The sequence below is a fragment of the Enterococcus sp. AMC1251 genome (assembly GCF_058216535.1).
This window is the reverse complement of record NZ_CM177098.1, coordinates 276,506-289,138: the sequence shown is the minus strand read 5'-3', so window position 1 is coordinate 289,138 and position 12,633 is coordinate 276,506. Positions and strand designations below refer to the sequence as shown.

18 protein-coding genes are annotated in these 12,633 nt (G+C 32.1%); 7 read left to right on the top strand and 11 right to left on the bottom strand.

Features of this window, described 5'->3' with window-relative positions:
• Nucleotides 1–331 precede the first annotated feature (331 nt).
• The 5 genes from AC4BBR_RS01230 to pepV form a co-directional block, all read right to left on the bottom strand.
• Nucleotides 332–724 (bottom strand): hypothetical protein, encoded by a 393-nt coding sequence (locus tag AC4BBR_RS01230; RefSeq protein WP_490460797.1) that lies wholly within the window; start codon nucleotides 722–724, stop codon nucleotides 332–334.
• Nucleotides 693–2,039 (bottom strand): T7SS effector LXG polymorphic toxin, encoded by a 1,347-nt coding sequence (locus AC4BBR_RS01225; RefSeq protein WP_490460796.1) that lies wholly within the window; start codon nucleotides 2,037–2,039, stop codon nucleotides 693–695. The genes AC4BBR_RS01230 and AC4BBR_RS01225 overlap by 32 nt, the downstream gene beginning before the upstream one ends.
• A gap of 15 nt (nucleotides 2,040–2,054) precedes the next feature.
• Complete coding sequence (locus AC4BBR_RS01220) at nucleotides 2,055–2,420, bottom strand: DUF3958 family protein (protein ID WP_490460795.1); 366 nt, start codon at nucleotides 2,418–2,420, stop codon at nucleotides 2,055–2,057.
• A 3-nt stretch (nucleotides 2,421–2,423) separates the two neighbouring features.
• Nucleotides 2,424–2,699, bottom strand: a complete 276-nt coding sequence (locus AC4BBR_RS01215) for a TIGR04197 family type VII secretion effector (protein ID WP_490460794.1) — start codon at nucleotides 2,697–2,699, stop codon at nucleotides 2,424–2,426.
• A gap of 221 nt (nucleotides 2,700–2,920) precedes the next feature.
• A complete protein-coding gene (pepV, locus tag AC4BBR_RS01210; RefSeq protein WP_490460793.1) occupies nucleotides 2,921–4,342 on the bottom strand; it encodes a dipeptidase PepV in 1,422 nt (473 codons plus the stop codon).
• Between the two features lie 295 nt (nucleotides 4,343–4,637).
• Here pepV and AC4BBR_RS01205 point away from each other — a divergent pair, with 295 nt between their 5' ends.
• Nucleotides 4,638–4,769, top strand: a complete 132-nt coding sequence (locus tag AC4BBR_RS01205) for a type I toxin-antitoxin system Fst family toxin (RefSeq protein WP_490460792.1) — start codon at nucleotides 4,638–4,640, stop codon at nucleotides 4,767–4,769.
• Between the two features lie 184 nt (nucleotides 4,770–4,953).
• Here the strand turns inward: AC4BBR_RS01205 and AC4BBR_RS01200 are convergent, their stop codons facing one another.
• Nucleotides 4,954–5,253 (bottom strand): hypothetical protein, encoded by a 300-nt coding sequence (locus AC4BBR_RS01200; protein WP_490460791.1) that lies wholly within the window; start codon nucleotides 5,251–5,253, stop codon nucleotides 4,954–4,956.
• Between the two features lie 560 nt (nucleotides 5,254–5,813).
• Here AC4BBR_RS01200 and AC4BBR_RS01195 point away from each other — a divergent pair.
• The gene (locus AC4BBR_RS01195; protein ID WP_490460790.1) at nucleotides 5,814–6,335 is read left to right on the top strand and encodes a hypothetical protein; all 522 of its coding nucleotides are present in this window, start codon (nucleotides 5,814–5,816) and stop codon (nucleotides 6,333–6,335) included.
• A 53-nt stretch (nucleotides 6,336–6,388) separates the two neighbouring features.
• On the opposite strand, the gene AC4BBR_RS01190 is transcribed toward AC4BBR_RS01195, so the two are convergent.
• The 3 genes from AC4BBR_RS01190 to AC4BBR_RS01180 all read right to left on the bottom strand — a co-directional run bounded on the left by AC4BBR_RS01190 (nucleotide 6,389) and on the right by AC4BBR_RS01180 (nucleotide 8,616).
• A complete protein-coding gene (locus AC4BBR_RS01190) occupies nucleotides 6,389–7,003 on the bottom strand; it encodes a helix-turn-helix domain-containing protein (RefSeq protein WP_490460789.1) in 615 nt (204 codons plus the stop codon).
• Nucleotides 7,004–7,174: 171 nt separating this feature from the next.
• Nucleotides 7,175–7,777 (bottom strand): AbiU2 domain-containing protein, encoded by a 603-nt coding sequence (locus AC4BBR_RS01185; protein WP_490460788.1) that lies wholly within the window; start codon nucleotides 7,775–7,777, stop codon nucleotides 7,175–7,177.
• A gap of 26 nt (nucleotides 7,778–7,803) precedes the next feature.
• Entirely contained in the window at nucleotides 7,804–8,616 is an 813-nt protein-coding gene (locus tag AC4BBR_RS01180; protein WP_490460787.1) for a hypothetical protein, read from the bottom strand.
• Between the two features lie 269 nt (nucleotides 8,617–8,885).
• Between AC4BBR_RS01180 and AC4BBR_RS01175 the strand changes: the two genes are divergently transcribed.
• From AC4BBR_RS01175 to AC4BBR_RS01155, 5 genes are all read left to right on the top strand, one after another.
• Entirely contained in the window at nucleotides 8,886–9,494 is a 609-nt protein-coding gene (locus tag AC4BBR_RS01175; protein WP_490460786.1) for a thermonuclease family protein, read from the top strand.
• Between the two features lie 15 nt (nucleotides 9,495–9,509).
• Nucleotides 9,510–9,794, top strand: a complete 285-nt coding sequence (locus AC4BBR_RS01170; RefSeq protein WP_490460785.1) for a hypothetical protein — start codon at nucleotides 9,510–9,512, stop codon at nucleotides 9,792–9,794.
• Between the two features lie 26 nt (nucleotides 9,795–9,820).
• On the top strand, nucleotides 9,821–10,057 hold the full coding sequence (locus AC4BBR_RS01165; protein WP_490460784.1) for a hypothetical protein: 237 nt from the start codon (nucleotides 9,821–9,823) through the stop codon (nucleotides 10,055–10,057).
• Between the two features lie 196 nt (nucleotides 10,058–10,253).
• A complete protein-coding gene (locus tag AC4BBR_RS01160; RefSeq protein ID WP_490460783.1) occupies nucleotides 10,254–10,712 on the top strand; it encodes an LMxysn_1693 family intestinal colonization protein in 459 nt (152 codons plus the stop codon).
• A complete protein-coding gene (locus AC4BBR_RS01155; protein ID WP_490460782.1) occupies nucleotides 10,713–11,345 on the top strand; it encodes a CPBP family intramembrane glutamic endopeptidase in 633 nt (210 codons plus the stop codon).
• A gap of 118 nt (nucleotides 11,346–11,463) precedes the next feature.
• On the opposite strand, the gene AC4BBR_RS01150 is transcribed toward AC4BBR_RS01155, so the two are convergent.
• Together AC4BBR_RS01150 and AC4BBR_RS01145 are read right to left on the bottom strand one after the other, a co-directional pair.
• Nucleotides 11,464–12,030: a recombinase family protein gene (locus AC4BBR_RS01150; RefSeq protein ID WP_490460781.1), complete on the bottom strand. Its 567-nt coding sequence runs from the start codon at nucleotides 12,028–12,030 to the stop codon at nucleotides 11,464–11,466.
• 326 nt (nucleotides 12,031–12,356) lie between these two features.
• Nucleotides 12,357–12,614: a hypothetical protein gene (locus tag AC4BBR_RS01145; protein WP_490460780.1), complete on the bottom strand. Its 258-nt coding sequence runs from the start codon at nucleotides 12,612–12,614 to the stop codon at nucleotides 12,357–12,359.
• Nucleotides 12,615–12,633: the final 19 nt, after the last annotated feature.

Genomic DNA, 12,633 nt, shown 5'->3' with positions numbered 1-12,633 from the left:
TTCAGGAGAATCTGCTCCAAATTTTGCTCGTATTTTGTCATATTTATCAAAAGCAGGTTTTGCTAATGTTTAAAAGGGATATTTAAAAAATATCCCGCTAATATCTTATCACATTTTTAAAGCTCGGGCGGGCTTTTTTATCTACTATCTTCATCGTCAGATACTAACTCAACATTTCTTTTTGCAAATTAGCGAGACATGTTCATTCGATTTTTTATTTTCGTGGGATTATATTGAACCAAATCAAGTAAAATTAGTCACATTGATAATAATTTATAAAGTGGATATGTAAATAGGCAGAGATTTTAGTCACCGCAATCCCTACTTATTTTTAGCCGTTATCTTCAACTATGATATTAGAAACAATTATTGAATCGGTTTTATTTTTTATTTTTGCTATATAGCTATTTCCCTTTTCAACATCGTATACATAATAAAATTTTCCTTTTGGTGTAAATTTACTTCCTCCTATATCGCTTGGTGTGATATCTTTTTCTGTTCGGGTATCATACAGAGACACCTCAAAATTTTCTTTATATTGTTTATCCAAATAAACGTGAATTTGTGCTTCTATGTTGTGATCTGCAATCTTCACTTTAATTTCTTTTTGTTGGTTAGGGAAAAATATGGGTAATTGATCTTTTGAAATAAAGAATAGCAATGCCAATCCAATTATAGTAGCTCCAGTAACACTACTTATTTTTATAATATTTCTTGAAATCATTAATACCCTCCTGAACCATATTACCGTCTTGTGTATTATCCCCATAACCTGTTAAAGCCCAAATTCCTGTGCCTACCAATGGACTCACAGAGAAACCAAACAAATAACCTGATAATTTTTTAAAATCTCCTTTGTTTGCATCACTTAGAATCTGAGCAATACCAGCACCTATTTTCAATGTTTCTCCATCTATAAGCAAAGAGCCTTGACCGTAATAGCCAAATAGATAATTTCCTAAATAGTCTCTATTGTCTGCAATATACTGCGTCCATCCTCTTGCCCAGATTGAATAATCGGTATCTCCAAAACTTCTAGACTTTAAATCAAGAGGTTTTCCAGTATTTACCATATTAATAAATTGCTCGTAGTTTAAAGTATTTCTCCCGGATACATCAATTGCGTTATTGCCTAAGTTCCTAGCTACTGCTTTTATGTCAATGTCTAAAGACTCCAATACTTTCGCAAGTTCAGCTTCGGCAGCTTCTCTCTCAGGGGAACCGCTTGGAAACTCAGTTCTAATTTTCCAATACTCATCAAACGCAGGTTTTGCCAATGAATAAAGGTAATCTTCATATACACGAGCAATCTTATCGGCTTTTTCGGTAGGAGATAAACTTTTATCATCTTTAATCTCCTGAACCAGTTTCGCATAGTCTAACGGCAAAACAAAGTTATCTTTCCATTCCTTATTAATACTCTTTGCCCAGTCAAGTTTTAGCTTAGAGGTGCTATACATACCGTTAGAATTATCAAAACAATTTGTACTAGAAAGTGCAGATAAACCTTGACTGACATTATCTAGCAACAAATTTGCCGTTGTATATAAATCAGAACAAGAACTCTCTAAATCATACATTGACTGAATTTCTTCTCTAAGTTGGTGAATTTGAATTGTAATTGAATTAGAACCATCATCAGCATTAACGTTTCTTGTCCCAAATGACGGGCTATTTGTCATTAAACTATTTCTATATAATATTGATCGTCTTTGTTGTTCTAAACGTTCAATAATTCGGTTTAATGCGTCTTCATCAATTTCTTCATTCTCAATCTTTTCAGCTATTCGACTAGCAAATGTTAGATTATCATTTGTCATTTCATCATTTGCTCGAATTTGTCCCCTTAAAAGTGGAATGTGGGCAGTTTCGGCGTAGCTTTTAGCAGCCGACCACGCATCACCAGTTAACTCTGGCGCTCCAATAAAGCTTTGCATACCTTGCATAATTTGATTTAAACCATCATTTTTAGTAGATAAAGAGGTATTTATCTGATCTAAATAGCTAGTTATTTCACTTACTCTAATTTTCAACCCCAATAATAGAACCTCCTTTTAACGACTTTCTTGTTTTAGTTTCAACTGTTTATTTAGTAAATCTTCTTCTTTATTAACTAATGCTTTTTGTTCTTGCTGTAAATTTGAATGGGTATCATCTAAAATTCTCATGGACTGTTTGTATTCATGTTCATTGTCTTCATGAGCCATATGTAAAAACCGATTTGCTTTGTCGCCTTTCCAACAATAAGCGAGTTCGTCCAAGATATCGGTATTTTCTTTATAGATTTGATGGGTAATTTCGCCAGCTTCTGTAAGTTTTTCAGTTTGCTTTTTCTTTTCGTCTAAATCATCTGTCAGATTTTGCAATTCTCGATTAATCGCAATAATCTCATCTAAATTATCTTTCTTTTCTTCTGACATTTCCTAACCTCCATTTGCAATTTGCGCATCTTTTTCAGCAAAAGTAGTAGCAATTAAGGTAAAGTTTGTTAAGTCTTTAGAAAGTGCACTACCGTATTGGCTAGTATTTGTTAATGATTTGCCATTTGTACTCTTTACTTTTTCACATACCGAAAGATTAGAAAAGCTAATTGAAGACGAGTTAACACTAGTTTCAAGTGCTGAATCTTTTGCGCTTGAGATAGGGTCTATATAATTAGATGCTACGCCTACATCTGAACTTATTGTTCCATTTGACATTTGGTTCACCTCAGATTATTTATTCTATCAATAATCTTACCATTATTTACTTAGTGTAACAACTTGAGCTTTAAAATGTTTTTTTATTTTATATTCTCAATTTAACTAAAAGAGGAAAAATTTCAGTAAAAAAATACAACTACTACATCCGTAAAATAACAGAATACAGTAGTTGCATTTTTTATTTCAATATAATTTTATAAGCATTTTTTTAATGCGATTTATGCTTTGACGGCTAAACGGTAAATAGCATCTGCATAAATAGCTGTCGCACGGAATAAATCATCCAATGCCATAAATTCATTTGCCTGATGCATTGTATCCGTATACCCTGGGAACATTGCCCCATAGGCTACACCACGTTTTAGTAAACGTCCGTAAGTTCCACCACCGATGATTTGTTCATGCCCTTTTTGACCTGTATGATCTTCGTAGACTTTTAATAATGTTTCAACTAATGGATCATCCGCTGGCACATAATGTGGTTCTTGGTTACGATCGCCTTGAACGATGTCTGCACCAATCGCACCTGCTGTAGATTTCACACCAGCTTCTAAATCAGCAACCGTTGTTCCTTTAGGATAACGGAAATTCAAGCTCATAAAGTTCCCTTCTTCAGCACCTTTTTTGAAGACAAATAAACCAGCGTTCATTGTTAATTTGCCCATCTTAGCATCTTCAAAGGCTACACCTAATTTTTCACCATAAAAATCTTCGTGAACAAGTGTTGCTGCAACTTGGATAAATTCTTTCGCTGTGCCACCAAATGCATAGCTGTTTAGGAATACCGCTAAGAATGTTGCCGCATTGATCCCAGATTGAGGGCTAGCGCCGTGTGCACCTTTACCTACAAGTTTGATCGTTACCGTCGTACCATTTGCTTCTAACTCACCAGAAATTGGTTCTTCATTGACAAAAACGCTAAAGGCACCTTTCATTTTTTCTGCTGCTTCGGCAGTTGGAACTGCAATCACAGCAGTCGCTGTTCCCGGAACCATATTTTCACGTAAACCAGCGTTAAAGTTTTCTAAAGCATATTCGCCTTCGCTGGATCCACCAAAACGAGCATATAAAGAGACATTCCCTTTTTCACCATTGATAATTGGGAATTCCGCATCTGGAGAGAAACCAAAGTCAGGTGTTTCTTCATGTTTGAAGTAATAATCCATATCGCCCCAGCCGCTTTCTTCATCACTACCGACAACAAAGCGAACTTTTTTAGATAATGGTACACCTAAATCTTTAATAATTTTTAATGCATAATAAGCGGCCATACTTGGGCCTTTATCATCACTTGAACCACGTGCAAAGATTTTTCCATCTTTGATGACAGGCTCATAAGGATCCGTATCCCAACCATCACCAGCAGGTACAACGTCCATATGTCCGAAAATCCCTAATGTTTGATCGCCTTCACCATATTCAATATGTCCAGCATAGTTATCCACGTTTTTCACAACAAAACCATCACGTTCGCCATAAGCTAGCATATGTTTTAAGCCAGCAACAGGTCCAGGTCCAAATGGTGCGTCAGCTGTTGCTTTTGAGTCATCACGTTCACTGTTGATACGTAATAAATTTTGTAAATCTTCTAATAATGCATCTTTACGTGCGTCTACTTCTTTTTGCCAATCAATTGTCATTTTTTAGTCACTCCAATTCATTATTCTACCTCCCCATCATACCACTAACTGACTTAAAAGAAAAAGGCAGAAACAGTTTTTCCTTAATATTTTGCTCTTGTTCTAAATCAGATTTATACTAGACAAAAAGAGAGGATTCAGATGATGGAATTGTCACAAGAAATTTTAACTATGGTGATAAAAATGCGTCCACAATTTCCTCAAAAAAGATCCTTTTTGGGAAAGGTTATTTTTCACTTTTTTAGTAAATATTTCATTTCTTAACGCCTTTACATAAAAGTTAGGTTATAATTAAATGTCGCCCATCCTACAGTCTTGCGACTGGAAGGAGGTGTTAACTGTGCTAGAACTTTTCATTTGCCCCCTTCTTGTCGGCTTAATAGTAGCTTTATTCGAGTATTGGCTGAATAAACGAAACAAGAAGTAAAGCATCCTAACGGCGACATCAGCCAAAAAAGACCCCCTAGAGAATCCTACTTCTCTAGGGGGTTAATGTTAACTGTGCTATTCATTTGCACCCTTAGTATAGCATTTTTTTTATTTGATAACAACATTGTTAGTTTTTACTGACCCTTTTTTTGGGATCAATCTTCATCTTTTGATAATTAATTTTAGAGATTTGCTTCTAGATATTTTTGATTTTCATCAGATATGAATGGTTCTTTTAAGCCTAGCTCATCAATAAGTTCACTTGCAGCACCCTGATTGATAATGTAAAGCTGGTGTACGACATAATCAGTCGCTTCTTTGTCAAAGTCATACATCTTAATCATACTTACATTTCTTTGAGTACCATTCAATTTAGATAGATAATTATTTTCTAGTTCATTAAAAAACCATGTGTACCCATCTACTCCAAATTGATTTTTATCTTCTTTCCACTTTACAATTTCTTTTACAGAATTACTCATTTCTACTTCCTCCTTCAGTTGTGATTGTTTTTGGATCTTATGCATTGCTGCCCATTTCAGTACAATTTTGTACGTTTTTCAGACATTTGTGTACGATTTTATCGATTTTGGAACGCAATTCAAGTTTTATTGATCCTTTTTGGTACTCTCTAAAAACCATTAGCTTCTTAATTCAGCGTTGAACACACAAACGCAAACAGAAAGACAAACGTAAAAAATAAAGATACATATGCTGATTTTTTTAAAATGTAGTATGGACTAAATTTTTTCTGATTTTCTTCAGTGAATACGAGAAGAAATAATATGAAGACTGTTAATAGTACCGAACCTAAACATAGTACCAAAAAAAAGTATCCTTTTTGATACTATGATTACATTCTTGTACAATTTAAGTTTCTGAAATTAAATAATTGGTCACGATTAAATCATAGTATAAACACTATTAAATAAGCAATGCTACAAAATTAATCACAGACAATCAGCATATGTTACAATTTCAATCTTCCCTTTTTCATTGTGGTGTGACAAAATTAACTTCTGAACATAAAGGAGTAATTAATATGAAAAAGGTATTATTTGCATCACCTATTGTTTTGCTAGGATTCTTACTTTCAAATCCTAATTCTGTCACGGCTGAAGAAATTATAACTGATGATAATGCAACATTTGAGGTTGAAGAAATCCATGACACTACACCCCAAGATTTAATTTTTGACCAAAACCCCGTTGAAAGTTTACTACCAGCTAATAATTTATTATACGGTACTAGTAAGCCAAAATCTGATAAAAAAATTACGGGGAAAACCAAATATAATTATAACGGCTCGTATAAAGGGAAAGGTACACTTTATACAAATTATAAATTTTATGGATCAAAAAAGTATAAGGTTACTGTGAGTAATAAAGGTAAAAGTGCAATAAAAGTATCTGCCGAAAGAACGTTTAGAACTTACAGCTCCACAAACGTCGCCGCAGGAAAAACAGGTAGTTTCGTTTTTTCTGATATTAATAGTGATACACGTTGGTGGGTTAAAATTACAGGATCAAACTTTTCTGTATCTGGAACGGTCAGCGCTAATTAAGTAAAAAATCTCAATGAAGTTTGTATTATACTAAACTTCATTGAGATTTTTTACTATTTATCGTTTATGGTGTAAATTGGTTCTTGGTTTGAATTCACAATATTTATCTGAGTAATTTTACTTTTATCTCCAATATTTTCAATTGGAATTTTCACTTTTTTTGTTGATTCTCTTTTTAGTGAAAAATTTAAGTTACTGTGCATCTCTATATTAACAATACCTTTTTCAGGCTCGTCTAACATATAGCCGCCATATTCATAAAAAATATTTTGTTTCAATTCAATTTCTACTACTCTGTTATTTGTAGAGGTACTCGCATTAGTAATTTGAGTAGCTCTGATATTTTGGTTTTTGAAAATATAAAAACCAAATAAAACAATTAACATAGCAATTATCCCCAACAAAAAGAATATCCATTTTTTTCTTATTCTGCTACTCTTTGTATCCTCAGTTATTTGTTTCACAATCACTCCATCCCCTTTCAAGAGGTGATCTAAAGTAATGTTGAATTCATTACTCAATTCAACAATCATATTTAAGTCTGGATATGTTCTGTTGTTTTCCCAACTAGAGATAGTTGTCCTCGACACATTCAGTTTTTCAGCTAATTGCTGTTGAGTCATGTTGAATTCATTTCTTTTACTTTTAATCGTAGTACCTATATCCATTTTAAAATCCCTCTCTTAATAAAATTATTATCTCACCTTGTTAATCACATATAAAGATTTAATCTGTAACAATCCCAATTGTTTAGAATTGTAACGTGGTTCTTTTATTGTTTTTTTGCAAAAATACAATCATATATTGATCCTTTTTGGTACTAATGATAAATTAGCTACTCATCTTTCAAATAAAGAATTCAAATCACATTCTATACTAGGTTCATAAATAATGTCTGTATTTTTTAGCAGAATTTTTAAGTGATTAGTAACTTTAAAAACAAAATCACTTAAATCATATAGGTCTTTATAAGTGAATTTTCCAATAGCAACATCAAGATTATAAGAATCGTTATGAGCAATAACCTTATCTCGATATTTCTTAACTTCCTCTACCATAGGTAACAATGATTCAAGTTCACTTTCAAAAGTATTCAATTCCTCTTTAACTGATTTGAATGTGATTTTATTTAATTTAACAAATTTATCATCTGTAATTTCTATATAGTGATTAGTTATTTTTTTTGCATTGTTTATCACTATGTTCAAATGTTTGTAAATGTTACATTTACCATTTTTATCATAACTACGACAAATCGCAGATATGTATGTGAACTGTAAACATTCATAAGAACTATTAAAAAATTTCCATGCTCGTTCAAAATCATTATAATTTTTAGATTTTAGATCAACAATTGCTTGCATACTGTTTAGATACTTTTTGATATTAATTCCTTCTCTCAAAAGAAATTCATTTCGTTCAATAATCTCATCTATATTCATATTTCTATACACCTTTCACTCCATTTTCACTGATCGTTATTTGCTTGAAAATCTAAATTAAATTCATCTTTAATCCATTTATTATCAGCACATTGAAGTTGATAGTTAGAATTGAAACAATTAAGAATACTTAAGTTTTCATCTAATCTCTTAACAACTATAGATCCCTTATACCTTAGAAATGTAGACGCTACATGAGACTTAAACGCTACATTATAACAATTCACGTTCTCTACAGCAGGATAAGTCCATGATTGAAATACCTCAGAAGGTAGATCGTAAAAGGCCTTTACGATAGCATTGGATAATATGTATAGATACTCAGTACCATTCCCTACTGGTTTAGAAAAATTATTTCTAAAGAATGAAGAATACAAATTAGAAATAATTGCTTCCTTTTCATCAAGAGAGTTTGAACTATGGTCTCCAATATAGACACTAGTAAAACTTTTTCTTGTTTCAAAGCAAGAGATAACTGCATATCGTTGATCATCATAGGACTCTAAACCAATTTCTTTAAGTGTTTGTACTGGATCAGCACTTAGATAAAATACAGATTCTTTTGGTTTGTTTAATCTTCCATAGCCAGAAACTTTTTCTTTTGGCACACCCCAAAAATCTTGTTTTTTCCAAGACTTTAAGCTGTCCAAGTTAAGAGTGTCAATAATTCTTGCTCTATAAAATTTAGATCCTGGATCATACTTCCCACCATTAATAAGAATTTTTGATTGATCAAAAGTTTCCATTAACTTGATTGAAATTTCTTCTTCAGTCAGTTCAGGAGATAGAGATTTTTCAAAGTCCGAAAGTTTCTGTTGTATCTTGGTAATTTTTTCCATTATGTTTCCCCCTATAATTGTATATTAAAAATGAAAATACACTCACATACTAACTTTTGCAGTTTTTCCTCAATAAATTAACTCTTATATTATTTCAAATTGATTCGTTTAAAAGACCTTTTTACTCCATCGATTAAATTCATTTTATCATACGTTAATTAATTCCAGTAACCCATTGCTAAATGTAACGGTTGTTTTGTCTGAAGCTGAAGCAATCGATCAGCTTTGGAAAGATCGAAAATACTATAACATGCTAGGGAGGGAATAGAGTGAAACAAATGTTTAGAAAGTGGTGGCTGCTGCTGTTAGCAGCCACTGCACTTATTGGATCTGGTTGCTCTGCTAATTCTTTTGAAAAGTTTGCTAGAGAAATCACTAATGAAGAAAAATATTATGAGAACATTGGTGAATCAACGAAAAGTAAGTTTGAAAAAAATGTTCGCATTCCAGTGCAGCTAAGTAATCATATTGACGGCGATACAAGCAAATTTTTATTGAACGATCAAGAGATCACTGTACGCTATCTACTAATTGATACACCAGAAACCGTAAAACCTAATACAGCTGTTCAGCCGTTCGGATCTGAAGCAAGTAACAGGACAAAAGAATTGCTTGAAACTGCTTCAGTAATTGAGATCATGCTTGATAAAGGAAATGATACAGATAAATATGATCGTTTTTTAGCCTATGTTTTCATCGATGGCGAATTAGTTCAGGATATTTTAGTTCGTGAGGGGCTTGCTAGAGTGGCGTATGTTCATGAGCCTAGCACTACATATTTACAACAGCTGGAACAGAGTCAGGCGCAAGCGAAACAGCAAGAAATAGGTATTTGGAGTAGACCAGGTTATGTTACAGACAGAGGATTTCAAGATTAAATAGGGGGAGAAAGAATGGAGACATTTATTGTTTACGATATGCATGAGGACGGAAAACACAGGGGCGGAAAAAGAATTGTTGGAACAGTTGAAAATTTAGCTTCTTATATTTACAGAATAGAAGATACTCACCGTTGCATAGTAACAGATACAGGTGATAATTTTTTATTAAACACCATAGGAAATATGATCGATAGTTGTGTGGATAGATCTTTACTAAATCAGCTGTTGCCTATACTAATTCCGTATCAGATGGGAAACGTCGATGAATCAGACGTTCCAGAGGTTATTTATAAGTAATCTGTAGAAAGTGGGAAGATGTGAAAATGACAAATCGAGATCACGAACTAGAAAAGGCTCAAACAATATATTGTGAAAAATACGGAATCAGAGAACCAAAACGAACAAAAGATCACATGATTTATTATGCTTCTTATCCTTCAGTTGGAAAGGATAAAGCGATCACGTACAAAGTGACGGTAAACCTTGAGCGATCTGAAGAAGTAGAACGTCAGCAACTAAAAAGATACTACAAAAAAGGTGAAGTCAACAAGCGTTTATGATGCTTGTTGATCTTATATTTTAAGAAAGGGTGATTTCAATGGAACAACTATCTTTATTCGGGTTATCAATAAAATATAAAAATTTGAATATAAATCAGGAAGTAACTTTTCAAAAAGCACTAAAAAAAACGTTTACAAACCGATTTTTATATGATAATATATTTAAAAATAAGTTAAAAAAAAGGAAGTTTTTTGTTTGAAAAAAATAATCTTCGGTCTTGTTTGTAGTGTTTTTTTGTTTGGTGTCTTAGGCAGTGGGATTATCTCAGAAGCTGTTGAACCAGTAAGTGGTACCGAGACAATTTCTGATGTACTACCAGAGGATGATGAATATTATTATGTTATTGAGGACAATTCTGCTATCCAATCTAGAACATGGGCAAAAACACAGAGCTATAAAATCAAAAAGGGTAGTAGAACATATTTAGGGACATATACTACAAATAGAAAATCAACAGTAGGCGTATCAGTTACTGCTGGTCCAGTAGTTATTAATTTAAAAAATGAATATTCTGAAAGTGGAAAGTATAAAAAGTACAGACAGAATTGTACTATTACAGTAACATACAAAAGATATAGAAAAGTTGATAATAGATACGTTGATACTAAGACAGTCACTTCAAATACCTCTTATACCGATTATGTAAGAATCTAGATGAAATCGAAACTGATGAACACACAAATATATAAAGTAATCTATATTGTAGTATATTTATTTATTAAAAGATATATCCCGGCTGTTGGAGCTAGCTGGGATATTTCTGATAGTAACATTATTTTTTTTCAAAATTTATTTTTAGTAATATTACGTATATTCTTTTTTAAACAAGATTTACTAAATGGATTGAAAAATATTTGTAGTAAAAAAAATTTTATATTCATATTTAGTGCGACAGCTATAATGTATTTAATAGATATTGTATATGCAATGATACTATCTAAACCTGTTATAATTCAAGGTTATTCTTACGGTATTTTAGTTATTTTACAATCAAGTCTAATTATCCCTTTTATAGAGGAAATAGTTTACAGGTATTGCTTCATAAATTTTAAAGGAAAGAAAATTATCCAGATTTTATCTATTGTTTTTTCAAGTATTATTTTTTCAACAGGTCATTTAGCAAGTGTTAATTATAATCTAATTTCACTTATTCCCGTATTTATTTCAAGTGTATTCTTAAGTTATATTTATTTGTATAAAAAAAATATATGGTATAGTATCTTTGCTCATTCATTATACAATTTTTTTATATTTGTTTATGCTTATATTATTACTTCAACAAATTAGAATAGAGGTCACTTCTATTCTAATTAATAGGCTCAAAAATATCCTTTTTGAGACTTCTGTCTGATCTAATTAAGATATCTGTCTTGATTAAAGTTTGAACTTTCTTTAGAATCGCTCTCTATTCACCGTTTTTCCTTTTTTCAAGGTACTTATATAGAGTTGTCGGACTAACTCCAGACATTTCTTTTATTTCTCTTAATGAATGCTGTTTTGTATCATAAAGTTTTAGGGCTAGCTGAATTTTCTTCTCAGATTTTTTTGGACGTCCGCCAACTCGACCTCTTGCTCGTGCGCTTTTAAGTCCTTCCTTTGTTCTTTGGACAATCAGATCTCGTTCAAACTCTGCAAAAGCTTGAAAAACAGTCAACATCAATTTTCCTTGTGGAGTGGACGTGTCAAATTTTTCTTTCGCACTGATCACGCTAACTTTCTTCTTGGAGAAAAATTCTACTAGATCAATTAGATCCCTTGTACTGCGCCCTAGTCTACTCCAACTTTCGACTACAACCGTGTCACCTTCTCGAACATTTTCTTTCAACTTGTTTAATTCTGGTCTACTCGCTTTTGTTCCTGTGATTTTTTCCGTATAAATTATGTCACATGAATATTTCTCTAAAATATCCAGTTGTCGATTTAATTCTTGCGATTGAGTAGACACTCTTGCATAACCATATGTGTATTTCACAAAATCACCTCACTTAATTATACCATATACGGTGGTTATTAGAATATAGATTTACGTATAAGTTTAGGTGATATCACATTAAAACAAAAACCTCTACATAGAGAGATTTCTATTTTTATCTTAATTCTAGTATTTACCTACACCTAAAACGAATATTTTTGGTATAAAGAAAAAAGACTATCTATTATAAATAGTCTTTTCCCTATCCAATTGTTAGTTAATAAATGATTTATTCTTCTCTTCTTAAAGTTTGAAACTCAACTAAGATAGGATTTATTCTTTGATTAATTTCTTCGTACTGATTTTTGCACTCTTCTATCTGATCTTCATTGACCATCTAATAGCGTAAATATTCCTTGCATAAGTGTTATTTTTTTCGTTTCCAAATTACAAATTACTAAAGAACCTCTAGAAAATAATTTTAGTCCTTTGACAATTGAATCGTCTTCCTCGAATGCAAATAGGAATGAATAATCTTTTGTATTTCGACATGGTTGATAAAAGAACTGGATTTCAGGAAGCTTCATTGCATTTGTAGTAGCTACGACGATTAACTCATGTTGAATTGATTGAGTGTTTGACATTGTAATCTCTCCTTTTTTA

Coding starts and splice junctions, on each gene's coding strand:
- AC4BBR_RS01200 (WP_490460791.1), bottom strand. CDS start 5,253: ATGAGTAATTCTGTAAAAGAAATTGTAAAGTGGAAAGAAGATAAAAAT.
- AC4BBR_RS01205 (WP_490460792.1), top strand. CDS start 4,638: ATGTCGCCCATCCTACAGTCTTGCGACTGGAAGGAGGTGTTAACTGTG.
- AC4BBR_RS01170 (WP_490460785.1), top strand. CDS start 9,510: ATGGAGACATTTATTGTTTACGATATGCATGAGGACGGAAAACACAGG.
- AC4BBR_RS01155 (WP_490460782.1), top strand. CDS start 10,713: ATGAAATCGAAACTGATGAACACACAAATATATAAAGTAATCTATATT.
- AC4BBR_RS01180 (WP_490460787.1), bottom strand. CDS start 8,616: ATGGAAAAAATTACCAAGATACAACAGAAACTTTCGGACTTTGAAAAA.
- AC4BBR_RS01220 (WP_490460795.1), bottom strand. CDS start 2,420: ATGTCAGAAGAAAAGAAAGATAATTTAGATGAGATTATTGCGATTAAT.
- AC4BBR_RS01230 (WP_490460797.1), bottom strand. CDS start 724: ATGATTTCAAGAAATATTATAAAAATAAGTAGTGTTACTGGAGCTACT.
- AC4BBR_RS01185 (WP_490460788.1), bottom strand. CDS start 7,777: ATGAATATAGATGAGATTATTGAACGAAATGAATTTCTTTTGAGAGAA.
- AC4BBR_RS01190 (WP_490460789.1), bottom strand. CDS start 7,003: ATGGATATAGGTACTACGATTAAAAGTAAAAGAAATGAATTCAACATG.
- AC4BBR_RS01165 (WP_490460784.1), top strand. CDS start 9,821: ATGACAAATCGAGATCACGAACTAGAAAAGGCTCAAACAATATATTGT.
- AC4BBR_RS01145 (WP_490460780.1), bottom strand. CDS start 12,614: ATGTCAAACACTCAATCAATTCAACATGAGTTAATCGTCGTAGCTACT.
- AC4BBR_RS01215 (WP_490460794.1), bottom strand. CDS start 2,699: ATGTCAAATGGAACAATAAGTTCAGATGTAGGCGTAGCATCTAATTAT.
- AC4BBR_RS01195 (WP_490460790.1), top strand. CDS start 5,814: ATGAAAAAGGTATTATTTGCATCACCTATTGTTTTGCTAGGATTCTTA.
- pepV (WP_490460793.1), bottom strand. CDS start 4,342: ATGACAATTGATTGGCAAAAAGAAGTAGACGCACGTAAAGATGCATTA.